This window comes from Rhizobium fabae, from assembly GCF_003985135.1.
GTDB lineage: Bacteria > Pseudomonadota > Alphaproteobacteria > Rhizobiales > Rhizobiaceae > Rhizobium > Rhizobium pisi.
This window is the reverse complement of sequence record NZ_ML133656.1, coordinates 190,656-214,554: the sequence shown is the minus strand read 5'-3', so window position 1 is coordinate 214,554 and position 23,899 is coordinate 190,656. Positions and strand designations below refer to the sequence as shown.

General features: G+C 59.3%; 21 protein-coding genes. 5 read left to right on the top strand and 16 right to left on the bottom strand.

Annotated elements, in window-relative coordinates; translation table 11 throughout:
- Nucleotides 1–68: 68 nt before the first annotated feature.
- Entirely contained in the window at nucleotides 69–956 is an 888-nt protein-coding gene (locus tag EFB14_RS24310) for a beta-keto acid cleavage family enzyme (RefSeq protein WP_097600940.1), read from the bottom strand.
- 10 nt (nucleotides 957–966) lie between these two features.
- Nucleotides 967–2,319, bottom strand: coding sequence for a four-carbon acid sugar kinase family protein (locus tag EFB14_RS24305; protein WP_126829184.1), 1,353 nt, complete (start codon nucleotides 2,317–2,319; stop codon nucleotides 967–969).
- Nucleotides 2,320–2,469: 150 nt separating this feature from the next.
- On the opposite strand from EFB14_RS24305, the gene EFB14_RS24300 reads away from it, so the two are divergent.
- Together EFB14_RS24300 and EFB14_RS24295 are read left to right on the top strand one after the other, a co-directional pair.
- Nucleotides 2,470–3,264 (top strand): SDR family NAD(P)-dependent oxidoreductase, encoded by a 795-nt coding sequence (locus tag EFB14_RS24300; RefSeq protein ID WP_097600942.1) that lies wholly within the window; start codon nucleotides 2,470–2,472, stop codon nucleotides 3,262–3,264.
- A gap of 101 nt (nucleotides 3,265–3,365) precedes the next feature.
- Nucleotides 3,366–4,067 carry a FadR/GntR family transcriptional regulator gene (locus EFB14_RS24295; protein ID WP_097600943.1) on the top strand — a complete coding sequence of 234 codons (702 nt, stop codon included), beginning with the start codon at nucleotides 3,366–3,368 and terminating at the stop codon, nucleotides 4,065–4,067.
- Between the two features lie 178 nt (nucleotides 4,068–4,245).
- Here EFB14_RS24295 and derI read toward each other — a convergent pair whose 3' ends face one another.
- From derI to EFB14_RS24225, 14 genes are all read right to left on the bottom strand, one after another.
- Nucleotides 4,246–4,719, bottom strand: a complete 474-nt coding sequence (gene derI / locus EFB14_RS24290; RefSeq protein WP_097600944.1) for a D-erythrulose-4-phosphate isomerase — start codon at nucleotides 4,717–4,719, stop codon at nucleotides 4,246–4,248.
- Between the two features lie 10 nt (nucleotides 4,720–4,729).
- Nucleotides 4,730–5,497: a triose-phosphate isomerase gene (locus EFB14_RS24285; RefSeq protein ID WP_126829183.1), complete on the bottom strand. Its 768-nt coding sequence runs from the start codon at nucleotides 5,495–5,497 to the stop codon at nucleotides 4,730–4,732.
- 43 nt (nucleotides 5,498–5,540) lie between these two features.
- Nucleotides 5,541–6,590: a class II fructose-bisphosphate aldolase gene (gene fba, locus EFB14_RS24280; protein WP_097600946.1), complete on the bottom strand. Its 1,050-nt coding sequence runs from the start codon at nucleotides 6,588–6,590 to the stop codon at nucleotides 5,541–5,543.
- Between the two features lie 6 nt (nucleotides 6,591–6,596).
- Nucleotides 6,597–7,619 (bottom strand): class 1 fructose-bisphosphatase, encoded by a 1,023-nt coding sequence (locus EFB14_RS24275; RefSeq protein WP_097600947.1) that lies wholly within the window; start codon nucleotides 7,617–7,619, stop codon nucleotides 6,597–6,599.
- A complete protein-coding gene (tkt, locus tag EFB14_RS24270; protein ID WP_245438303.1) occupies nucleotides 7,616–9,685 on the bottom strand; it encodes a transketolase in 2,070 nt (689 codons plus the stop codon). Before tkt ends, EFB14_RS24275 begins: the two co-directional genes overlap by 4 nt.
- A gap of 390 nt (nucleotides 9,686–10,075) precedes the next feature.
- Nucleotides 10,076–11,023 (bottom strand): LysR substrate-binding domain-containing protein, encoded by a 948-nt coding sequence (locus EFB14_RS24265; protein ID WP_097600949.1) that lies wholly within the window; start codon nucleotides 11,021–11,023, stop codon nucleotides 10,076–10,078.
- A gap of 52 nt (nucleotides 11,024–11,075) precedes the next feature.
- The gene (locus EFB14_RS24260) at nucleotides 11,076–12,692 is read right to left on the bottom strand and encodes a ribulokinase (RefSeq protein WP_097600990.1); all 1,617 of its coding nucleotides are present in this window, start codon (nucleotides 12,690–12,692) and stop codon (nucleotides 11,076–11,078) included.
- 2 nt (nucleotides 12,693–12,694) lie between these two features.
- Nucleotides 12,695–13,405, bottom strand: a complete 711-nt coding sequence (gene araD / locus EFB14_RS24255; RefSeq protein WP_097600991.1) for an L-ribulose-5-phosphate 4-epimerase AraD — start codon at nucleotides 13,403–13,405, stop codon at nucleotides 12,695–12,697.
- A gap of 12 nt (nucleotides 13,406–13,417) precedes the next feature.
- A complete protein-coding gene (locus EFB14_RS24250) occupies nucleotides 13,418–14,392 on the bottom strand; it encodes an ABC transporter permease (RefSeq protein WP_097600950.1) in 975 nt (324 codons plus the stop codon).
- On the bottom strand, nucleotides 14,385–15,920 hold the full coding sequence (locus EFB14_RS24245) for a sugar ABC transporter ATP-binding protein (RefSeq protein WP_126829182.1): 1,536 nt from the start codon (nucleotides 15,918–15,920) through the stop codon (nucleotides 14,385–14,387). The genes EFB14_RS24250 and EFB14_RS24245 overlap by 8 nt, the downstream gene beginning before the upstream one ends.
- A gap of 52 nt (nucleotides 15,921–15,972) precedes the next feature.
- Nucleotides 15,973–17,049, bottom strand: coding sequence for a sugar ABC transporter substrate-binding protein (locus tag EFB14_RS24240; RefSeq protein ID WP_164737577.1), 1,077 nt, complete (start codon nucleotides 17,047–17,049; stop codon nucleotides 15,973–15,975).
- Nucleotides 17,050–17,139: 90 nt separating this feature from the next.
- Nucleotides 17,140–17,544: a cupin domain-containing protein gene (locus EFB14_RS24235; RefSeq protein ID WP_097600953.1), complete on the bottom strand. Its 405-nt coding sequence runs from the start codon at nucleotides 17,542–17,544 to the stop codon at nucleotides 17,140–17,142.
- Nucleotides 17,541–18,011, bottom strand: a complete 471-nt coding sequence (locus tag EFB14_RS24230; protein ID WP_097600954.1) for a cupin domain-containing protein — start codon at nucleotides 18,009–18,011, stop codon at nucleotides 17,541–17,543. Before EFB14_RS24230 ends, EFB14_RS24235 begins: the two co-directional genes overlap by 4 nt.
- A gap of 10 nt (nucleotides 18,012–18,021) precedes the next feature.
- On the bottom strand, nucleotides 18,022–19,584 hold the full coding sequence (locus tag EFB14_RS24225; protein WP_245438300.1) for an aminoacyl-histidine dipeptidase: 1,563 nt from the start codon (nucleotides 19,582–19,584) through the stop codon (nucleotides 18,022–18,024).
- A gap of 573 nt (nucleotides 19,585–20,157) precedes the next feature.
- On the opposite strand from EFB14_RS24225, the gene EFB14_RS24220 reads away from it, so the two are divergent.
- From EFB14_RS24220 to EFB14_RS24210, 3 genes are read left to right on the top strand one after another with little or no spacing between them, the layout of a single operon-like run.
- Nucleotides 20,158–21,288, top strand: a complete 1,131-nt coding sequence (locus tag EFB14_RS24220) for a substrate-binding domain-containing protein (RefSeq protein ID WP_126829181.1) — start codon at nucleotides 20,158–20,160, stop codon at nucleotides 21,286–21,288.
- 55 nt (nucleotides 21,289–21,343) lie between these two features.
- Nucleotides 21,344–22,927: a sugar ABC transporter ATP-binding protein gene (locus EFB14_RS24215; protein WP_126829180.1), complete on the top strand. Its 1,584-nt coding sequence runs from the start codon at nucleotides 21,344–21,346 to the stop codon at nucleotides 22,925–22,927.
- Nucleotides 22,917–23,897: an ABC transporter permease gene (locus tag EFB14_RS24210; protein WP_126829179.1), complete on the top strand. Its 981-nt coding sequence runs from the start codon at nucleotides 22,917–22,919 to the stop codon at nucleotides 23,895–23,897. The genes EFB14_RS24215 and EFB14_RS24210 overlap by 11 nt, the downstream gene beginning before the upstream one ends.
- Nucleotides 23,898–23,899 lie beyond the last annotated feature (2 nt).

The window sequence follows — 23,899 nt, the reverse complement described above, 5'->3', positions numbered from 1 at the left end:
GATATGACGTCATACCTCACAAAATCGAAATCTATGGCGCGTGCATGCGCGCTGCATCCGCACTGGCGCTAGGCGCTCTCCAATCCCAGGATCGCGCGAGCCTCGTCGGGTGTGGCAGGCTCGCGTCCGACTTTTTGGGCGACCTCCACAGCGCGGGATATGATATCCGCGTTTGTCGGCGTACCGAACTCACGATAGGGGTAATCACCGATGCCAATCGCCATATGGCCGCCCAGGCGGCAAATCGCAGGAGCGATGTTCAGTAGATTTCCCCCCAGACAATTGACCGTCCATTCGACGGGCCTGTCGTCCGGCAGGAAAGCAAGATGCGCCATCAGACCAGCCTCGGTCGGCGGGTGCCCGGTGATGTATCGCCCTCCCGTGAGGTGGAGGAGAAAGTAGGCAGGACCAACCACGAGACCTGCATCCATCAGGGCAATGGCGCGACGCGTAAATCCAACGGACCACGAGACCAATTTCGGCTTCACGCCTCTTTCGGCTAAGATACGCGCATAGTGTGCGAGGCTTTCGGTCGTGTTCAGATACAACCGCTCGGGGTTTTCGAAGGTGCGTTTCTCGGCGTCCCAAATTTCGAGGTTGGCCGATCCCGTATCGATCGGAGCGATGTCGGGCCGCGTGGCCGGATCCAATGCCAGTGTCGCAACCGTGTCGATGCGCCTCTTGGCGTCGGAGTCATTCGAGATGAAGCCAAGAGTCGGGAGGATCAGTAGATCCGTTGCGTCCCTGACTTTACGGATGATTTCGGCGTTCGCTTCGACGGTGTTGGTCGCGCCTCCATCCGGAGTTCTCGCGTGATAATGGAGGATCGCCGCTCCAGCGTTTCGAGCTGCGACGGCAGCCTCAACGATGTCGTCGGCGGTGTACGGAATATTTGGGTTGGAGGTACGCGGTGCGTACTCGTTGACCCTAGCTTCGAGGATGATCTTCTTGTGCATCTTCCGATCCTTATGCCGCCACCGAACCGACAGTGCCCGCCTTGGCGCGGAGGAAAAAATCATCGGCACCAATCTGCCCGCCCTTCAGCATGACTTCGAGGCCATCGATCTCGGCGTCCCCTGGCGCCTGCAAACGGCAGACGTGGCAATTCTGAACTTCGTCGAAAACAGCGATCTCGAGCGCTTCGGCTCCGATCGTACGCACCGCATAGCTTGAGCTGTCACCGCCGGAAAAAACGATGCGCGGCAAGGAAACGACACGACGCACTGCACGAGCGACGTCGCAGTATATGGCTCCCAAACGTTCGGCTGGGACATCGCCACCCTCTACGCGGCCGGACTCGCCGCGGGCGGTGTAAATGACTGTGGGACGGCCGCGATCGAGGCCTTCGACGGCCTTTAGAGCAGCCTCCGAGGCAACTGCCGAGGCATGGTCGCCGGACTCGATCTTGGAGACATCCAAGTGGACCATCTTCCAGCCAGCAGCTTCCGCCGTGGCGATTTGGCGACCAGTCTGGAGCGCGCAGCTGCCGGACAGCACCAGCAGATTTTCGACTCCGGTTATTTCCGTCTTTACAGCGTTCGGCGAAGAGAGCAGCCCCAAACGTGACCAATGAGCTCCAAGCTGTTGCGCAAGACCTTGAGCTGCAAGCGCAAACATAGGTAGCCTCGAAGACTGAGCCCAAAGCAGATCGACGACAGCGGCCAGATCAGTGTTTTCAAGACCATCGAAAATGACCCCTACCCCCTGTTGAAAGGCCTTGAACACGCGGTCGTCCATCGCCGAGCGATTCCGGATCAGGGGAAGCGTAATGTTGATGAACTCCATGTCCGTCTGCCGGGCCAGGTGCATGCGCAGATCGGCCTCCTGCATTGGGGTCCGGGGATGGCGCGACATGCTTGGGTGACGGTCCAGCCGCTCGATCCTGTCGGCGAAGCGAGCAAAATGGTTTCCGAAACAGGTGTAGCGTCCAAAATCTGGAGTGGCGGCGAGGACTGAGACGTCCCTTTTGCCGAAATGAGCCGCAGCGCGATCGAGGACCGCACCATAGCTTCCGACAGTCGGCGACGAGTCGAAGGTCGAGCAGATTTTGTATTGAATGAACGAGCTGTCGAGAGTGCGCATAATCGAGAAGGCGCTATCCAGTTCCTCGGCGAGTTCAGCTCCCGACAATGCCCGCGCGGTACCAGCGAAACCAAGCACGTCATAATGTTGAGAATCTGCGGCCACTTTGTCCACCGAAGGACGTGTCAGATAAAGCTTGGCCTTCACTCCGCTCCGATGGAACTGTGCCAGATTTTCGGACGAGCCCGTAAAGTCGTCGCCGTAAAATACGGCCTTGAGCTTACCAGCTGATGTCATCGGATTCTCCCAATTTCCCTCGGCCGAAGATACCTGCCTCCGTACTTCAGCCGTGCTCCACTCTTGACAATACTCATAGAAGCAGCTCATAACGCTGTCAAGGTCATACCTTATACCTTATACCTCATATCTCGGAAAATGGAGGAAAAGATGAGACTGTCAGGACGCACTGCCGTGGTGACCGGCGCTGGCCGGGGCATTGGACTAGCGATTGCTGAAGCCTACATTCGCGAAGGCGCGAACGTCGTAATCGTTGACCGCGATCGGGATGTTGCTGACGAGGCCGCGGAGCGGCTTGGCGACCGGGCGCTGGCCGTTGCGGCCGATATCTCGGTCACCGAAGACGTGGAGGCGATCGTCAAGGCAACGGTCGACCGATTCGGAACCGTCGACATACTCGTTAATAACGCTGGTGTGGGCGCGACTACGCTGTTTCTCGAAAGCTCAAGGGAGGAGTTCGAGCGCGTTGTCCGGATCAATCTGACGGGAACATTTCTCGTGGCGCAGGCCTTCGCGCGCATCATGGCGGCCAAGGGCTATGGGAGGATCATCAACATTGCTTCACTCTCCGGTCAGAAAGGCGGCGTCGGCCGCTCGGCTTATGGAGCCTCAAAGGCCGGCGTCGAGCTGCTCACAAAGGTGATGGCGGTCGAACTCGCGGAATCGGGAATCAACGTGAACAACATAGCGCCCGGTCCGATATTGACCGAGGTGTCGAAGGTCATGCATACGGTCGAAACGCGCGAAGCCTATCATCGACTCGTACCGCAACGTCGTTATGGCGAGCCGTCGGAAATCGCCGACGCCGCGGTGTTCCTGGCGAGCGACGAAGCTGCCTATATCACTGGGCACACTCTGAACGTCGACGGCGGATTCCTGGCCGCTGGCCTGATGTTTCCGTTCGACCCGAAAGCCTCGAAGCGGTTGGGGCAGATCAGCGAATAGCTTTGATAAGTGGCCAGCTTGACCGTTGGCATTTGTCGGAAAACGCAAAACGCGGTATGACCTCGTACCTTCCTGATTTTCTGATTGGAGCGTGACTAGGAATGCTGTCTGTTGATCCCAAAAAAATCCCAAGCAGGTTGGACATAGCGCTCGACTATATTACGGGCGAAATTGCCAAAGGAAACCTTGGACCCGGCGACAAACTTCCCAATGAAAAGGAGCTGGCTCAGCTTCTCGGCATCAGCCGCACTCCGATTAGAGAGGCGATTAAGACACTTGCGGTGTCGGGTCTCGTCGAGACCCGACATGGCTTTGGCAATTATATCCGGAAGGACGAAGGCCTTCCGGTAATGCCGCTTGCGATGTTCCAACTCTATCTTCAGAGTTCGACGCCGGAAATGCTGATGGAATTGCGGTTCGTATTCGACCGTAACTGTTCGGAACTCGCCTCGTTGCGGCGCACGGACGAAGATCTTGCCATCATGAGGGAGTGCATCGACCGGCTGAAGAGACTGTCGGATGACCCGGACTCCCCAATCGACGAACTCCTTAAGGCCGACCTCGATTTTCATCGAGCCATATACAAGGCTGCGGGAAACCCGTTGATCGCCGTGGTTGCGGATTTCGTGCTGAACATGGTCGCACCATGGGTCCAGAAATCGCTTGAAGTCAGTGGCAAGTGGCGGGCTGTCGGGCTTCATGAACACATGTTCGAAATGATCCGCGACAGGAAGACCGGCGACCTTAGCCGCGAGAGCGTCGAGGAAAACATGGAACACTTCCGCACTTCGTTGCTGAAATGACGGGGTTTCTTTGATCTTCCCACTGTGATTGGAGTGCGGCGTCGTTTTTGGTCCTGAACGAAATATCACCGTCGACTGTTTAGTCGAGGCGGCCGCTGAACCTTGTAGGTAGACGGCCCGCCCCATTCGCGGTCGGGCCGGTCAGAGCCGCCAGTCGGGTTGATCCGCGCCGATCCGCCTAGCGGCTTAAAGTCGGTGCGCTCGTATGATACTTGCTGTCGAGATCGTTGATCGCCCTGACGTTGCCCGCTGATTGGCTACGCTCATCGAACGTTTTACCCAGGAACATGTCGGCGATTGCCTTGGCATGCTCCGATCCTATGACACGGGCGCCCATCGTGATGATCTGCGCGTTATTTGAAAGGGCAGCACGCTCGGCGGAGTAGGTGTCGTGCGTCAGAGCGGCCCGGATGCCCGGCACCTTATTCGCTGCGATGCAGACGCCGATTCCGGTTCCACAAACGAGAATCGCCTTGTCATACGTGCCATCGAGAACACCCGAGGCCACGCGTTCGGACAGATTGGCATAAAAAGCATCGAGGTCCGCATCGATTCGGGACACTTCATACACGTCGAAGCGGCCTTTCAGGTGTTCGGCCAAAACCTTGGCAAGACCTTCGCCAGCGCTGTCTCCTGCAACGGCAATCTTCATGTTTTTCTCCTTAGAGTTTGGTGGCGCATTTCCGGAGAATCTCGAGGTATCCCTCGAACTCCCATGCGGACCGGCCAATGAAAAGCCCATCAATGTGCGGGCTCGAAATCAGTTCTTCGCAATTTTCGGCATTGACGGAGCCGCCATAGAGGCAGGGGACCCTCCGACCGACCACCGCCTCGGCGATAGCAATAATTTCGGCCTGACGCGCATCAGCGTAGTCAGCGGTCGCCGGAACACCCGTCTCGCCGATCGCCCAGACGGGCTCATAGGCAAAGAGGATCTCCGCCTCCTGCTGCGCAGCGGTCAATTTCGAAAGCGCGCCACGCACCTGGGTAGCCAAAATTTTCGAAGCGATTCCGCTGTCGCGATCTCTTAACGTCTCACCTATGCAGATGAGCGGAGTGAGACCGTGCCGGACGGCGGCTTCTGTCTTCAGGGCCACTGTTTCATCCGTCTCACCGAAATGTTCACGCCGCTCAGAGTGGCCGAGTTCGACCAAATCGAGCTTGCAGTCCTTCAGCATCAGTGGCGAGACTTCGCCCGTCCACGCGCCACGTTCGGCCCAATGCATGTTCTGGGCGCCGACCTTGACGGAGGTTTCCGCGAGCATCGCCTTGACCTCGCGAAGAACTGTGAAAGTCGGAATGACGAAGCGCTGGATGCGTGGATGATCCGTCGAGCCTGACTTGAGACCGCGCACAAAATGCTCGGCATCGGCGAGCGTCTTGTTCATCTTCCAGCTAGTGCCAATCCAGATGCTCTTCTTCTCGTTCATGTCCCGTTTCACCGCGTTTCCATTTCAGTTGTCGCTGCCCGACCTAAAGCGATCCGACCCGATACCGCTTCGCCATTTCAGCAAGTGGGATGACGTGAATGGAGCTTGCGCGCCCCGCCGTTCCGAACGCCTCGAATCGTTCGCGACAAAGCTTTGACAGTGCCGTCATTGCGGGCTTCAAGTACTTGCGAGGGTCGAATTCGCTCGGATCCTCGGCCAGCACTCTGCGCACCTGACCCGTCATCGCCATACGGCAATCCGTGTCAATGTTGACCTTTCGTACGCCATGCCGGATGCCTCGCAAGATTTCCTCAAGCGGCACGCCCCAGGTCGGCTTCATCAGGCCGCCGAACCGATTGAAGATTTCCTGCAACTCCTCTGGCACGCTCGAAGAACCATGCATGACGAGATGCGTGTTCGGCAGCTTCCGGTGGATCGCCTCGATCACTTCCATTGCCAGAACATCTCCGTCCGGGCGACGTGAGAATTTGTAGGCGCCGTGGCTGGTTCCCATTGCGACGGCAAGCGCGTCCACCTTCGTCTCGTTGACGAATTTCGCGGCCTCGTCCGGATCGGTCAGAAGCTGATGTGGATCAAGCTTGCCTTCGACACCGTGACCGTCTTCGGCTTCGCCCATACCGGTCTCCAGCGAGCCTAGAACACCAAGCTCCCCTTCCACCGAAACGCCTGCCCAATGAGCGATCTCGCTGACGTCTTTCGTGACCTTAACGTTATAGTCCCAGTCCGCCGGCGTCTTTCCATCGGCACGGATCGACCCGTCCATCATCACTGAAGTGAAGCCATGTTGAATCGCAGTGACGCAGGTGCTTGGTTCATTTCCGTGATCAAGATGGACGCAAACGGGGATATGCGGATAGATCTCCGTCACTGCATCCATCATGTGCTTAAGCATGATGTCGTTGACATAAGCCCGCGCCCCTCGGCTCGCCTGCAAAATGACAGGCGAATCCGTGTCGTTGGCAGCCTCCATGATGGCAAGCGCCTGCTCCATATTATTGATATTGAACGCGGGAACGCCGTATCCCCGTTCAGCGGCGTCGTCCAACAGTTGGCGGAGCGTAATCCTGGCCATGAAATCTCACTCGCTGGTTCGATTGGAATTGAGATAGCGCGCGATTAATTCGACCTCGGTCGCTGAACCGAAGACGAGCGGCGTGCGGCAATGGTGGGAGGTCGGGATCTTGTCCAGGATCGCTGAAGTGCCATCCGTCGCCCGCCCTTCTGCCTGCTCCATCAGGAACGCGATCGGGTTTGCCTCGTATACCAGGCGAAGCCGTCCATTTTGATACCCGGGTCTCTTGTCGGCGGCGTAGAAAAAGACACCGCCTCTGAGCAGAATCCGATGGAGTTCACCGACTGCAGATCCAAGCCAGCGCATGTTGAAATCGCGGTCACGCGGCCCGTCCCTCCCCGCCAGGCAATCCTGAACATACTGGCGGAGACCAGATTGAAGGTGGCGGTGAACAGACGCGTTGAAAGCGAGTTCCGAGGTGGTCGTCGGTATCTTGACCTGCCTTCTCACGATCAAGAACTCGCCGGCTTGTGGATGCATCGTCGCCAGCAAAACTCCGTCTCCGACAGAGAAGCCGACATCGATCGTGTTGCCGAAGGAGACATATCCGGCGGCGACCTGGCGCCTGCCGGAGGTCAGGAATGGGTCTTCGCCTTCTGTGAAGGGAATGATCGAGAAGATCGTGCCCACCGGGGCGCCCAATCCAACGTTGCCCGAACCATCGACTGGATCGATAGCGACACCGAAGCCGGAACCGTTCAACACAACCGGCTCATCAGCCTCTTCGGAGAGAATCCACCCGGCCCCTGCCCTTTCCAGTATCTCGACGAACAACTCGTGAGAAGCAACGTCGATGGCCTTTTGCGCGTCTCCATCGGAATTCGATCCGACGAGCCGCGCCGGATCGCCCTCCAGCGAACCGGTGGCGATCCGCTCCGATAGAAGACATGCCGCGTCCAAGATTCCGTTGACGAGTGCTGTCACGCGCTGACGCGATTGGTCCTTACCGGCCCATGTCGAGAGATACGCATCGACCGACTGGTGCTGGGAGGAGGCTCCTTCGCCGGTGAGAGTTAGCGAAGCACTCATCGGTCGCCCCTCACCCTCGCAACAGCGCGCGCGACAATCGATTCACGGGTAATTCCGAACTTTTCGTACAAGGTCTCCGCCGGCGCGGATGCACCAAAGCCCGACATCCCAATGACGTCGTCTTCACTGTCCACATATCTGGTCCAGCCGAACTTCGAGAGTGCTTCAACTGCAATGCGGGGTGCGTCCCCCAGCACCGCATGTCGATAGTCCTTGGTTTGTTTTTCGAAGAGATCCCAGCTTGGCATTGAAACGACTGCAGCTGGAATGTTTCTCGCCTCGAGCTCCTCGGCGGCTTGAATCGCGAGCGCAACTTCCGTTCCCGTCGCGATGAGCGTGACGGCGCGCTGCATGCTGGCTTCCCGCAGCACGTATGCTCCTCGCGCGCAGCGATTGGAGCCGTCGCGTTCCGTACGCAGTTGGGGAACATTCTGCCGCGATAGCGCCAGGACGGATGGCGTATTTTTGCTGCTTATCGCAATGTCCCAGCATTCAAGCGTTTCGATCGTGTCGGCGGGCCGGAATACATGCAAGTTTGGCATGGCCCTGAGGCTTGCGAGGTGCTCGACTGGTTGATGCGTCGGGCCGTCTTCGCCAAGGCCGATGGAATCATGCGTCATCACGAAGATAGAGCGAGCCCCCATCAGAGCCGCCACGCGAATGGCATTGCGACAGTAGTCGGAGAACACAAGGAAAGTGCCGCCATACGGAATGAACCCGCCGTGGACCGCCATGCCGTTCATTGCAGCAGCCATCGCGAACTCCCTCACGCCATAGCTGACATAACGCCCGCTTCTGACGGCGGTGAAATCACTGTCGACGGCCCGAACACGCGTCAAGTTCGAGTGCGTGAGGTCCGCCGAGCCGCCGATCATTTCGGGAAGCAACTCCGTCAGCTCCTCCAAGGCAATCTGGCTAGCTTTGCGTGTGGCCACCGATTGCGGCTTGTCCAGCAGTTTCGTCTTCGCGGCGTTCACCGCCTCCGCGTAGTGCGACGGCAATGAGCCGGCGGTTCGACGCTGAAATTCGCTTTTGACGTCAGCTCCCGTTGCTTCGAGCCGCGCTTGCCACTCCCCGCGCGCCGTGGCACCCTTTGCGCCAATCTCGCGCCATGCTCCCAGGATCTGGGTTGGGACCTCGAAAGCATCCGCCGTCCAGCCGTAAACCGCTTTTGTAGCGGCGGCTTCGCTTTCGCCCAGCGGCGCGCCGTGCACGGAACTTGTTCCCGCCTTCGACGGGGAACCGTATCCAATTACTGTTTTCAGAGCGATAAGGGACGGTCTCGATCCATCCGCTTTCGCGTTTGAGATCGCTACGTCGATCGCTTGCGGATTATGACCATCAACACGTTGGGTGTGCCATCCGTACGCGTCGAATCTCGCGAGGACATTTTCCGAAAACGCGATCGCAGTGGAACCGTCAATTGTAATCGAGTTGTCGTCGTAGAGGACAATCAGCTTGCCGAGCTGAAGGTGGCCCGCCAGCGAGGCGGCTTCTTGACCGACACCTTCCATGAGGCATCCGTCTCCGCAGAAGACGTAGGTGTGGTGATCGACGAGCGCAGTGCCGAATTCAGCTGCCAGGCGCCGCTCCGCGATAGCCATTCCGACAGCGGAAGCGATCCCCTGCCCCAGTGGACCGGTCGTCGTCTCTACGCCGGCTGTATGGCCGTATTCCGGGTGGCCCGGTGTTTTCGAGCCCCATTGGCGAAAATTGCGAATCTCCTCGACGGTCATATCCTCATAACCGGTCAGGTGGAGAAGGCTATACAGCAGCATCGAACCATGGCCATTCGACAAGACGAACCGGTCCCGGTCGGGCCACCCAGGTTCGCTTGCATCGAATTTGAGGTGACTGCCGAAAAGGACGGCCGCTGCATCCGCCATGCCCATCGGCATACCGGGGTGACCGGATTTTGCCGCCTCAACCCCGTCGATCGACAGGACACGGATGGCGTTCGCGAGATCACGGATCGAAACTGCTGCTGACAAGTCTTCCTCCCTTTTAACCGATCCTATTGTGGCGCACCTCGCGCAAAATAACAACACAAAATCACAAAGGAACATCAATTATTGTGATCTTGTGAGGATTCGTAACGCATTCCCTTTAAATCGCAAGGCTTTATCGCTCGCAATCAGTGGCGGTAACGGTCAGCCACGTGACGTTAAATCGAACAGAAGAAGCATTTCCGCCGACGATGTCTGCACCCAAACGAGGTGCCGGTAACCCAATGGTACAGGATCACTTTTCAGGGCATCCAAGGCTCGAAGGAGCACGCTGGCAACCCGGGCTGCAGGCTGGCTCCCGCAAGCTCTTTGGCTGAGGTGGCCAGTTCTGCGAAACGAAACGATCCCTCATCTGGGTGGCTGCAGCCAAGGTCTCTTTGTCAAATGGAGGCAGGCCTTCAATCATCGCTTCGAACATCTTGAAGGGTTCCCAGCTCATCCGCAGTCCTCTCACGCCATACGACGGCGGCCATCGTTCAACGGTTTGCTTTGAATGATCTCGACTACCTGTCTGTCATCAGTCCAGACCGTCTCTAGCCAGGCCTTGAACGCGCTGATCTTCGGCGAGCGGAGCCGAGACCTAACGTAGGTGAGGCTGTGGCAGCCCATATTGGGTCCCGTCATGCCGAATGGCAGAACGAGATTGCCCTTCTCGACGTCGCGCTCTAGCAGGCGGTAGCTCTCGAGGCAGACCCCTCTGCCCTCCACAGCCGCTGCGATCGCCATGAACGCGTCACGGAACCGCGGGCCGCGCGTAAGGTCAATTTCGAGATTGTGGTCCTTGGCCCACTGGTGCCAGCTGTATAGTGTCTGCTCCGATCGGATCAAAGCTTGGCCCAGAAGATCGGACGGCTTTCGGATGGCCTTCTCTCCCGATGCGATTTCCGGCGAACACGCGACTACGATCGTCTCCAGGGGAAACTCTTCCGCAGCGATCGAGCCGAGTTTGGGAACGCTGCCGAAGCAAATGTCGACGTCGACCGAACCGTCGTTCAGCTTGGCCGGATCCGACGATGAGAGCAACCTTGTCTCGATGTTCGGGTAGAGTTGCTCAAACATCGGCAGGCGCGGCATCAACCAGAGTGATGCGAGGCTCGGAACGCATCCCACACTGAGAACGTCGACGCTATTGCGCCTCGACACCTCGTTCGTCGCGTGCTCAATAATCGAGAGCGCTTCCGCAAGATCGCGATAGTATCGCTCGCCGATATCCGTGAGCGACACGTTGCGTCCGATACGGTGGAACAGCTTCTCCCCGAGGTCCTCCTCCATAAGGCGAATCTGGTGACTGATCGCCGAGGGAGTGAGTTGGAGCTGCGCCGCCGCCTCTAGGAACGAACCCAAGCGGCTGGCTGCTACGAACGACTGGATCGCGCGTATCGAGGGAAGCGCCGTCATGAGGTCTTCCAGTCCCGGACGCGCGCGCCGCCCGACTGCGCGAATGCGTTCGTCATAATGAGGCTACCTTCCGCTGCGCCCGCTGTCCGAAGTCGGAACGCACCTCTTCACCTGCCGCAATGCGTTTGATATCGCCGAGGACCTCGGAGAAGTTGCTTCGGCCAGACGTGCCGAATCCCATGTAGACCTGCTTGTAGAGCTGGTAGAGCATCTCATAGCGCTCGCGGGTCGCCGGGTCCGGGTCGAACCTCTTGAAGCCGACGCACATGGCCGCTTGAGCCGTCTCGATGCTTCCGTGGTCCTTCGATGCAAGGCTTGCGAAGATACCTGATCCCAGTCCGGTGGGCAGGCCGTCGGGCACGAGGATCGGCTTGCCGAGCACGTTGGCGTAGATCTGGTTGAGCAAGGCGTTCTTCTGCGGCACGCCGCCGCCGTTGATGACCCGGTGGACGGGAACGCCGTGCTGTTCCATCCGCTCGAGAATGATACGCGTGTGGAACGCCGTTCCTTCGATCGCAGCATAGAGTTCGTCCTGTGCAGTGTGCCCCAGGTGCCAGCCGATCGTCATGCCCCCAAGATCAGACCTAACCAGAACGGTGCGATCACCATTATCCCAGGAAAACCGCATGAGGCCCGTCTTCCCGCCCTCAATCCTCCCAAGGCCCTCGGACAGTTTCGAGACCGTCGTTGATGCGCGGCGAGCAATAGCGTCGAAAATGTCTCCCGTCGCGGATAAGCCAGCCTCGACGCCGACTAGGTCGGGATGGGCGCTTCCTGGCACTACGCCGCAAACTCCCGGAATCAGTTTGACGCGTTCGCTCACCGCGATGATGCAGGTCGAGGTCCCGATCACGTTCACGACATCGCCCAAACGGCAGCCTGCTCCAATTGCGTCCCAGTGCGCATCGAAGGCTCCGACCGGGACCGGAATTCCCGCGGTCAATCCGAGCTTGTCCGCCCATTCGAGGCTCAGGCGGCCGGCAACCTTGGCAGAAGTCTGGTAGGTCCCACCGATCTTCTCCCGAACTCCATCGAAAAGCGGATCGACGCGTGAAAGGAACGCCTGGGACGGCAGCCCGCCCCATTTAGGGTTCCACATCCACTTATGGCCCATCGCGCACACACTTCGAACCACGGCGGAGCTGTCCGTGACACCTGTCAAGACGGCGGCAGCCATGTCGCAATGTTCCAGCGCGGTGCCGAAACGGTCGCGGAGTCGGGGATTGTGCCGGAGCCAATGGAGAAGCTTGGCGAATCCCCACTCATGCGAGTAGGTGCCCCCGCACCATTCGATGGCTTCGAGATGGGTCTCGTGCGCCGTCGCCGTGATTTCCTCGGCCTCGGCCTTGGCTCGGTGGTCGCACCAGAGATAGTAATCGCTCAGAGGATTGAGATTGCGATCCACCGGGATCACCGATGATCCGGTGGTGTCGACAGCAATCGAGCGCACTGTCGTCGGATCGATCCCGCATTCGTCAGAGACGCTGCGCATGGCACGGACCAGCCCCTCCATGTGGTCGGCATGCGACTGTGTCGCGAGATCGGGCTCGGAGCGAGATCTGCCGAGCGGATATTCCGCGATGGCAGTGCCGAGGGGGCCGCGCTCCGTATCAGCAAGCGTCACGCGGACGCTCAGCGTGCCAAAATCAACACCAGCTACAATCGACATCGTCATACCTGCTTTGATCGCGCGGGCTGGCCGTAGGTGGCCGACTTTCCGTGCTTTCGTTGGAAATGCCGATCGAGGAGTGCCGCCGAAATTTCGAGACTCTCCTGGCTGATCTGGCGTGAATGGAACGCGATCCTGGCGACCGCCTCCAGCATCTCGGCGTTGTGGACCGCGTCGGCGGCGTCGACACCCCAGCAAAACGGGCCATGATCGTTTACCAGCGCCGCGGGAATCGCGAGCGGATCATTGTTGCCGAGTGCTTCGGCGATCACCCTCCCGGTGTTCCGGACGTAGTCGTCGCGGATCTCAGCGTCCGTCAGTTGCCGGGTCACCGGAATGGTGCCGTTGAAGTAGTCGGCATGGGTGGTCCCCATCGCCGGGATCGCACGGCCGGACTGGGCCCAGGCCGTGGCGTAGAAGGAATGAGTGTGAACGATCGCGCCAATCGCCTTGAAGCTCTTGTAGAGCTCGATGTGGGTGTCGAGGTCGCTCGACGGGCGCATGTCGCCGTCGATGATGGTGCCATCCAGGTCGGTGACGACGATGTCGCTAGTGTTCATCGCCTTATAGGAGACGCCGCTCGGCTTGATGGCGACGATGCCGTTGTGGCGATCGATGGCGCTGACATTTCCGAACGTGGAAATGACGAGCCCGCTTTCATAGAGTTCGAAGTTGGCGTCGAGGACGGCCTTGCGCAGTGCGGAATACTTCACGTTTTCCACCTCTTAAGCCTTCCGGCTGCGGTTGAAGCGGTCGGCTGCGACAGCAACGAGAATGATGGTGCCGATCACGATCTGGTGCCAGAAGGTGTTGACGTTCAGCAAGTTGAGGGCGTTGCGAACGACCGCCATCAGAACGGCACCGACGACTGTTCCGAAGAGCGTCGCGCGACCGCCGGACAGCCCGGTGCCACCGATGACGACCGCGGCGATAACGTCCAGCTCGTAGCCTTGTCCTGCCTCCGGCATCGCCGATTCCAGACGGGAGGTCAGCATGATCCCGGCGAAGGCGGAGAGCGCCCCGGCCAGCACGTAGACTGCGATCTTGATCCTGTCCGTGGGGATACCCACGAGCCGCGCCGCATCGGGGTTGCTGCCGATCGACAGAACGAAGCGGCCGAAACGGGTGTAGTAGAGAAGATAGTAGGCCGCAGCGAACACGATGGCGGTTAGGATCACAGGGACTGGAATGCCCGCGAGATAGCTCTGGCCGATGGCGCGGAAGGCCGGATCCGAGGCGCCCGTGATCGGGATGCCCTGTGTGTAAACCATGACGACGCCGCGGCTGACGACCATGATCGCCATCGTCGCTATGAAGTCGGTAATCCCTACCTTGGTGATCAGGAAGCCGTTGACGAGGCCGATGAACGCACCCAGCGCGAGGCCTGCCAAGCAGGCGACGGGAACGGGGTATCCGAGAACGAGAACATTGGCGGTGACAAGCCCCGTCAGCGCGAGCGTCGAGCCGACGGAGAGGTCAATGCCCCGCATGCCGATGACGAAAGTCGCACCGAAAGCAATGACGGCGATGGGCACTGCCTGCCGCAGGACGTCAGTCATGTTGCCGAAGGTGAAGAAACGGGGAGCCGCGAAACCCAGCCCGATCAGAAGAATGACGAATGCGACGTAGACACCAGCGTTGCCGCTGGCACGGCCGACCTTGAAGCCTAGCCGTGGACGAGTGACTGCAACTTCAGCCATTGATGCCTCCCATGGTGTTCAGGGTTTCCGGCGGCCTGACCGAATGCAGGGCCAACGTCTCTTCCTTGGACGTGGCGGCATCGACCACCGTGGTGATTTTGCCTTCGAACATCACCGCCACGCGGTGGCAAAGTCCGAGGAGTTCGGCGTTGTCCGCCGAGACGACGATTACGGAGCAACCGTCTTTGGCAGCGGCCTGAACCAGTGCGTAGACCTCGGATTTTGCTCGGACGTCGACACCTCTGGTCGGCTCTTCGAGGAGCAGGACCTTCGGCTGGGTCAGGAGCCATCGGGCGAGCATGACCTTCTGTTGGTTGCCGCCGCTGAGCGACGCGATCTCCGCCTGCGGGCCGTCGCATTTGACGCCCAGCTTGGAGATGTAGTCTCCGGCAATCTCTCTCTCACGGGCCGGCTTCAGCGTGACTTTGCCGAGAACACCGAGGTTTGCGATAGACAGATTCCAGCCCACGGAATGCTCGGGGAAGATCCCTTCCACCTTGCGCTCGGCGGGCAGGAAAGCAAACCGTTTCCTGATCGCGTCGGTGACGTCGACGATGGGGGCATCCTTGCCGCCGATCACAACGGTCCCGCTGTCGTAGGGCCGCTGGCCGAAAAGGGCTCGTAGCAGAGCGCTCTTGCCTGAGCCCTCGAGCCCGGCGATTCCGAAGATCTCGCCCTTCGAGAGCGAGAAAGAGATATCCTCGAAGGCTCCGGCCTTCGAGAGGCCCCGCAACTCCAGAGAGGGTTCGGACCTCGCAGGGACACGGGGAGGAAACTGTTTGGACAGCGATCCGCCAATCATTGCGCTGACGACTTTGTCGACGTCGAGATCTGCGACCGGGAGGTCGGCGACAGTGCGCCCATCCCGCAGAACCATCACCCGGCTGCAGATGCCGAGTAGTTCCTTGATGCGGTGCGAAACATAGATGATCGCCCTACCAGCCGCCTGAAGGCGCTTGATGATGGCGAAGAGTTGCTTGCGCTCGACTTCCTCGAGAGCCTCCGTTGGCTCGTCCATGATGATGATGTCGGCGTTGGTGCTGAGTGCCTTGGCGATTTCCACCATCTGGCGGTCTGACAGGCTGAGTTCTCCCACCGGGCGGTCGACGGGTACGTCGACACCGAGTTCGTCGAACAGAATGCGGCGTGCTTCCTTGCGCATGCGGGCGTGCGCCAACGGAGCAAGCACGAAATCACTGGTGCGCAGTTCCCGGCCCGCGAAAATGTTCTGGGCGGCATCGAAATCGGGGAACAGGCTGAGTTCCTGGTAGATGATGGCAATGCCAGCGTCTGCTCCGGCCTTCGGATCAGCGAGCTCGACAGCCTTGCCACGCACCGAGATCGTACCGCCATCGCGACAATATGCCCCGGCAAGGATTTTCATGAGCGTGCTCTTCCCCGCTCCATTTTCGCCTACCAGGCCGAGCACTTCACCGGCGCTTATAGCGAGGTCGATATCGCGCAGCGCGACCGTGTTGCCGAAGCGCTTGCCGATACCCTTCATTTCAAGCAGCGGATTGTGGGTCATCTCTAGGATCCTCGGATTGAGTGCGGCCCCCGGCGTGGGGGCCGCGTCGTGATCACATCTTCTGTTGGGGGACGTAGACGTAGTCACTCTGGTCGAACGTCTTGATGTTCTTGGCATCGTAGGTCTTGGGCGCGACGAAGATCTTCTTCGGCAGCGGATGACCCTTCATCAAAAATTCGTCGACGGCACGGATGATGTTCCTGCCTTCTTCCTTGGCGCCCGTATCGACCGTCGCCGCGAAGTCACCCGTCAGGATCGCGTCATTGGCCTCCTTCATGTTCTCGTAGCCCACGATCGCGACCTTGCCGTTCAGGCCCTTGGCCTTGAGTGCCTGCAGTCCGCCGAGTGCCATCTCGTCATAGAGAGCGACAAGCACTTGGATGTCCGGATTGGCCGTGAACATGTTTTCGGTCACCGAAAGGCCCTGGGCGCGCACCCAGCCCGCTGGCTGCTGAGCCACGATTTTGAAGTTCGAATGCTTCGAGATGATCTCGTTGAACCCCTTCATGCGCTGGCTCGTGTGGGGACCGGGTAGGCCTTCGAGGATGCCTACCTTCACTTCCTTGTCGCCATAGGTGTCGACGAGCCACTGGGCCTGCGCGCGGCCGCCGTCCGATTGGTCGTAGCCGATGTCGCTGACATAATACGGGTTGTCGGCGACCGGGGAGTTGAACAGGAAAATCGGGATGCCCGCTTCCGTGGCGCGACGGATGGACGGCAGGAGAGCGCCTTCGTTGTATAGCGCGACCGCTATGGCATCGACACCATCGTTGATCCAAGCCTCCATGGTTCTAATCTGGTCATCCGTGGCCGACTGACTGCTCGGAGCCTGAACGAGCAGATCGATCGTGTCCGCGCCGCCGCGCTTGTCGATCTCTTCCTTCACGCCTGCAAGAACGCGCTGATAGTAGGTGTCCATAGCGGTCGGAAGGAAGCCAACCTTCAGAGGGCGGTTGTCCTTTTTGACCGGCTTCATTTCCTGACCTGTCGGCTTGATGTCCTTGTTCATCAAGATCCCGGGAAACACGGCATTGTAGCCGGGATCCTGCGCGAACGCAGGGCTGAAGCTGACGGTCGCCACCAGGCTGACAGCGGCGGCAAGCACGGTACGTCGTTTGAAAATTGTCACGAGGTTCCTCCCTTGTTGTGACAAGACACACTCCTCCTGTCCGCGGGACGATCCCGCGGAGGAATTCATTGAAGCGATGAAATCAAAGGCTCAGAGGCCAGGCGCGATGGTGAAAACCATCCGGATGGGATTGGAGCCGTAATTCAGGCACTGATAGCTGACGCCCCCTGGCAGGAAGAACGCCTCCCCGTCGCGGACGTGGAATGTCTCGTCGCCCTCGGCGACGTAAAAAGTGGCCGGGCCTTTAAGGATGTAGAAGATCGCGTCGCCATCGTGGCTGTTCGGTTCGCTCGCTCTGGGACCAACGCCGCCGACCGGGATCACGATCTCTCCGACGTGCATGTAATCGTTGGTCACGCACAGCTCCATCAGGACAGGATGGTCCTGCCCGAAGATGAGATTTACCCGATCCTCGCGGGCAACCTTCACGAGGTCACCCTTGGTCCTTGCCTCGGCGCCATCGACCGGATAGTTCGCAAGCTTTTTCAGGCTCATTCGGCAGCCCCCCGTTCGGACTTGAAGAGACGCGTTGCACCGAAGTAGCCAGTAGGCGGACCCTTCTCGTCCCAAATCCGGGGCGCTATGCAGAAGAGGATGACCGCTGCCTTGTCAGTGAAGTTGTAGCCGCGATGCGGCACGCCCATCGGTATGAGGATCGAGTCCCCCGGCCCCATCCGCTCGGTCTGTCCGGTTTCCGGGTTAAGCAGGTGCACCTCGCCCTCGAGGACGTAGTAGACCTCGTCCCCCGCATGGATGTCAGCGGGGTCGAAGTTGCTGCCCGGTGCCAGCTGGTAGATGCCCGTGGTCATCTTGTCGGTGCTGGCAAGCAGGTAGTTCAAGTCGCTCGAATAGGGCTTGTTGCCCGTATAGATGAACATCTTGAAGCGGTCCGCCGTCAAATGATGGGGTCTCTTCTCGTCCGGCGGGAACGGAAAGTTTCCAAAGTATGCGGGAATGGTCATTGCGGGAGCCTCAGGTCCTCAGTTCGGAGAGCAGCGCCTTTAGGAGACGCCAGGTGGCTTCGACGGTGGTGTGGTTGAGGCGTTCGCGCGTCGTGTGAACGTCGAACGCCTCCGGTCCAATCGAGAGCATGTCGATGTCCGGCACCTTTTTGCGGAAGAGACCGAGTTCAAGGCTCGAATGCGAGACTTCGACGTGCGGCTGCTCACCGAATTCCCGCTCGTATGCCGCACGTCCGGCCGCCAGCATGCGGGACTTAGGGTTGTACGGCCACTCCGGGCAATCCGCGAATGTCTCGACCGATGCGCCCAGCCCGATCACTTCCGAAAGCTGCCGGATGCGATCGACGATGTTGTAGCGGCGCGAGCTGACCGCACTCGGGATCGTCGAGGTGATCTCGATGCGCTCCTGGTCGTTGGAGATCAGTGCGACGGTGTTGGAGCTCTCAACGAGGTTGTCGACAATAAGGCTGCGGCTCTGGACGCCATTCGGCAGCAGGCACATTGCGTTGACCGCGCCCGTTGCGACATTCTCCGAGAAGACGGAAAAGAACAGGCCCGGGTCTTCCTCAAATGTGATCTTCAGGTTCGGATCGCTTGTCGAGTATTCGGCCGCGATGGCTGCAGCCTCCGCTTCGATCTTGCTGCGCAAAGCCCCTAATACGGAGCGGTCAAAACTGATAAGCGCTTCGGCTTCACCCGGAATGACATAACGGTTCACGCCGCCCTCAAGTTTGGCGATGCTTACGTCACCTTCCTTGATCGCGAGGCGGAGCAAGCGACCGAGCAGTACGATCGCGTTCGCCCGCTCGAGATGAATATCGAACTCCGAATGGCCGCTGCTAAGGCCCGATACGCGTAGCCGCGCAGCTTCTTGTCCGTTAGGGCGCTCGGACCATTGCAGCGGGATTCTGAAGTGCGCAGAGATGTCGCCGGCGCAGCCTGCGAACAGCGACTTCGGATCATGCCAGTTCATGTCGAGCAGGCGCTTGCCTGTCAGTTTCGTGCCATCGAAATGCTGAGCGCCGCCTTTGCCGACTTCCTCCTGGACGGTCAAAACCACTTCCAGCGGCGGATGCGGGGTGTCGTCGGAAGCGAGAAGCGACATGGCGAACGCAACGCCGACCGTGTTGTCAGCGCCGAGCGTGGTTCCGGTTCCATGAATGAAGTCGCCGTCGAGGCGGAGCTTGATGCCTACGCTCTCGAAATCATGTTCTACCCCTTCATCGCTTTCGCAGACGATGTCCGTATGGCCGTGCAGGATAAGCGTCGGGGCATTCTCGTAACCGGGCGTTCCCGGCTTCTTAATGAGAAGGTTCCAGATTTCGTCTTGATAGACCTCAAGACCGCGGGCACGGGCAAAGTTAGCGATATGGTCGCTGACCTGCTTTTCATTGTAGGATCCGCGCGGGATTGCGCTTAGCTCCTCGAAGAAGCCGAAGAATACCGCTGGCTCCAGACCGGTCAGTACAGAATTGGTTTGAGGCGGCACGACTTTATTGGCAGATACGCTCATCTGCTCATCCTCCCTTATGAACATTGGGCAGTACTCTCTTGTCTTCGGAATCGCTTCCAAAGGATAATCGAATGATTGTACTGCGCTTCGCTTGGACCTATCCGGGCGAGTTCCTTCCAATCACCCTTGGAGCCGAACCTTGTTATTTTCGGAATTCAAATTCAAACGCATATTTTGGCGAAATAGGTGAGCAATTTTCATCTGAATTTCGCAATGCATGCGTTAACGCATACATTAATGCGTATGGACATGGCGTACGCAAGTGGCGGTGCGCGAATTCTGCTCAATGCAACGTTGAACTTTACTTATCGGCCAGCACTCTGCTTACTCCAAATGAGCGTGGATCGCCCAAGGCTCGAATCTCGGATCGAAGCCTGCCATCAAGCCATCGCGTGAACCTTTTCCGCTCGGCCCCACAATTCAGATTCAGCAGCCGCCTTGTACCTCTTCAATCCGTCTGCGTCGTTGTAGCCCACACTGCAACCGCAAATTTCCCTGATCTTGCGCTCGTTTGGTGATCTTGATGGTCTCAAGCCCGACCAGCAGGTTGACTCCGCCCCAAATCGGATTAATGTATACGTTACCGGATGCGAAGACGTACGCATTCGCGGTTTACTCGTTGGGAGGAGTCCAATGAACGTAGAAATTCGCAAGCCAATTCGTAGCCTGATGGCGGTCGCCGCCCTCGCTCTCAGCGCATCATATGCGCCCAGCGCGTTCGCGATCGACATCGACCAGCAGATCAAGGATATCGAGAGCCATCCGGCCAAGGGACCGAACGGCGAAGCGGCTACGCTCGCCAGCGATCTCAAGCTGTCGCCAGACGAGATCGAGAAGATCAAGGCCAAGCACGCCAAGGCTGCCATCGTGATGCACTACACGGCATCCGACTGGGCAAAGGCCCAGATGGCAGGACAAAAGAAGGCTCTTGAAGAGCTTGGCATTGAAATCGTAGCCACGACGGACGCAGGCTACCGCGCCGAACAGCAGGTTTCCGACATTGAGAGCGTCATGGCCCTCAAGCCGGACGTTATGATCACCGTCCCTGCCGAGCAGTCTGCCACGGCAGCAGCCTACAAGAAGGCTGCGGCTGCTGGGATTAAGATCGTCTTCCTCGACCAGACAGGCGCCGGAATGGTTGCCGGGAAGGACTACGTCAGCCTGGTTTCCTCGGACAACCGCGGCATGGGCAAGGTCGCCGCGCTACTTATGGCCAAGGCTCTCAATGGCAAGGGGGATATCGGCCTGATTCCGCACGCTTCTGACCTCTTCGCCACGAAGGAGCGCCTCGTGGGCTTCAGGGAAGCAATCAAGGATTACCCAGATATCAAGGTCGTGCAGGAAACGGGCGTCGGCGGTCCGGACTTCTCCAGTGAATCTGAGCGCGTAGCCTCCGCCATGCTGACCGCACATCCGAACCTCAACGGCATCTGGGCTGTATGGGACGTTCCGACCGAAGGCGTGCTCTCGGCAGCGCGTGCGGCAGGCGCCGCCAAGGATCTCGTGATCACGACGTGCGATCTGGGCGTGAATATCTCGCTCGACATGGCCAAGAAGGGCTATGTGAAAGGGACGGGCTCCCAGCGTCCGTACGGCGCAGGTTATGCCGAGGGCATCCTTGCGGGATATGCTCTCCTTGGAAAGGACGCACCTCCTTACGTCGTGCTCCCTGCGCTTGCGGTTACCCGCGACAACCTGATCGAGGCATGGCCGCAGTCGAACGGCGACCAAGCTCCGAAGATCCTCACCGACGCAATGAACTAAAGGCGCGCGGGAGCGACTCCGGTCGCTCCCCATCCCCCGGCGGCGGACAACGACCATGAAACCTCAATCAATCACCGAAAGCGTCGCGGCCGTAAGGATGAGCGACGTCCGGAAATCGTTTGGCGGCGTGCACGCATTGCGCGGTGTCAGCCTGACGATCCAGCCTGGAACCATCCATGCGCTGGTCGGGGAAAACGGCGCGGGCAAGTCTACCCTGCTTAAGATCCTGCAGGGTGTCGTCACACCGACAGAGGGATCCATCGAGGTCTTCGGCGAGCACATGTCGTCGAACTCTCCGGAGAACTCCCGCAGGCTCGGGATCGAGATGATCTTCCAGGACCTTAGCCTGATCCCCACGCTGTCGGTTGCCCAGAACATTTTCCTGAACCGCGAGCCCCGCCGCCTGTCGATCTTGGTCGACGAGCGCCGGGAAATCGCACAGGCAGCAGAAATCATCGGGCAGCTCAATCTGAGGGTCGATCCCCGGACAGCTGTTTCCGAACTCAGCCCTGGCCAGGCCCAGCTCACCGAGATCGCGAAGGCCATCCACCAGAAGGCCAGGATTCTAATCCTCGACGAACCGACCTCGTCGCTGAGCGCACAGGAAGCCGACACTTTGTTCGGCATGTTGAGGAAGCTCACCGCCGCGGGAACAGCCGTAATCTACGTTTCGCACCGCATGACCGAGATCATGACCATCGCGGACGAGATCACGATACTGCGTGACGGTCAGAACGTGACTTCCGGAAGGACTTCAGAGTTCACGCTTGACTCGATCGTGCAGCACATGGTCGGCAAGCGTGTTACGGGCTTCCAGTACCAGGCGCGCTCCATTGACCGCAGCGGTAATCCCGCGTTGACCGTGCGTAGCCTTTCCGGGCCCTCGGGAAAGCCCAGCGACGTCAGCTTCGACGTTCACAAGGGCGAGATCGTAGGGATCGCGGGCCTCATGGGCGCAGGCCGGAGCGAACTCGCCCGCCTCCTCTTCGGTGTCGACAAGAAGACTGCGGGAACCGTGGAGCTCAGCGGGAGGGCCGTGGAATTCAAGTCACCTTCGGACGCGATCAATGCTGGCATAGTGCTGGTTCCCGAGAGCCGCCACGACGAAGGTCTCGTCGTCGAGCACAGCGTCGGCGAAAATCTCGGCCTGCCGCAGATAGACCAGCTCGTCCGCGGCCCCTTCATCGACCGTCGGCGGGAAGGTTCGTTGACGTCCGATCTCATCAAGCAACTTAGGATCAAGACGCCCTCTGCGGAAAACAAGGTGAGGAACCTTTCCGGCGGAAACCAACAGAAGATCGTCATTGCGAAGTGGCTGGCTACCAACCCTTCGGTCGTCATCCTCGACGAACCGACAGCGGGCGTCGACATCGGCTCCAAGTCCGAAATCGTCGAACTGATCCGCAGCGTCGCATCGTCCGGCAAGTCTGTCATCGTCATCTCGTCCGAGCCAGCCGAGTTGCTGGCAACTAGTGACCGAATCCTCGTCATGAACAACGGACGGCTCGCGCGCGAGATCGAACGCGACGAAATCGAAAGCTGGGCCACCAGTGCCGGCGATGAAACGCAATCTCCGCTGATCCGCACCGAACTCGGTCTGCAGGTCGCGATTCAGAAGGCAACCCAAAATGTCCACTGAGGTCAAAGTCTTGAAGCCAGCGGCTGACTCACAATCTCTCCGCAGACCCTGGCACAGCAACTGGCGCGATTACGTCGTCTATATCGGCTTCGTCGTCATTTTCATCGTGTTTGCGATCCTGCTGCAGGACCGCGGTTTCCTTTCTTCGAATAACCTGCTGAACATCCTTCGGCAGACGGCGATCGTCGCGATCGTATCCATGGCGATGTCCTTCGTCCTCTCCGCAGGCGAAATAGATCTCTCCGTCGGCGCGATCGCTGGACTGTCATCCGTGATCGCTGGCCTGGTGCTGACGCATTATGGCCTTGTCCCTGGCATTCTGGCGGGTTTGGCGCTCGGTTTGCTGGTCGGCGCGATCAACGGCGGCCTCACAGCTTACCTCAACATTCCGTCGTTCCTAGTGACGCTCGGCATGATGGGGATCGCGCGCGGCGTCGGGATGTGGGTGAGCGGCACCTCCCCTGTTCCGATCATCGATGACACGTTCATCTTCATCTTCGGCTCCGGCAACATCGGTCCCGTTCCCGTGCTCGTCCTATGGGTCGCCGTTCTCGGCACCATCGCCCATATCGCGCTGCGCAAGACTCCATTCGGCCGCAAGGTGATGTCCGCAGGCGGCAACCCGATCGCAGCCCGCTACAGTGGCGTTGATGTCCGAAAGATCAAGTTCCAGGTGCTGCTGCTTACCGGAACAGCCGCTGCGATCGCGGGCATGCTCTATGCCGGGCGCCTGCAGTCGGGACGCTTCCAGCTTGGCGAGGGCGACGAGCTGTCCGTCATTGCAGCCGTGGTGCTTGGTGGAACCAGCCTCTTCGGAGGACGCGGAACCGTGATCGGTTCCATCGTCGGCGCCCTGCTCATCGGTGTCATCAACAACGGGCTGATCCTTGGCGGTCTCGACTTCAGCCAGCAGCTGATCGCACGCGGGATGCTCATCATCCTCGCCGTCGCGGTCGGCCGCAGCCGCTAACC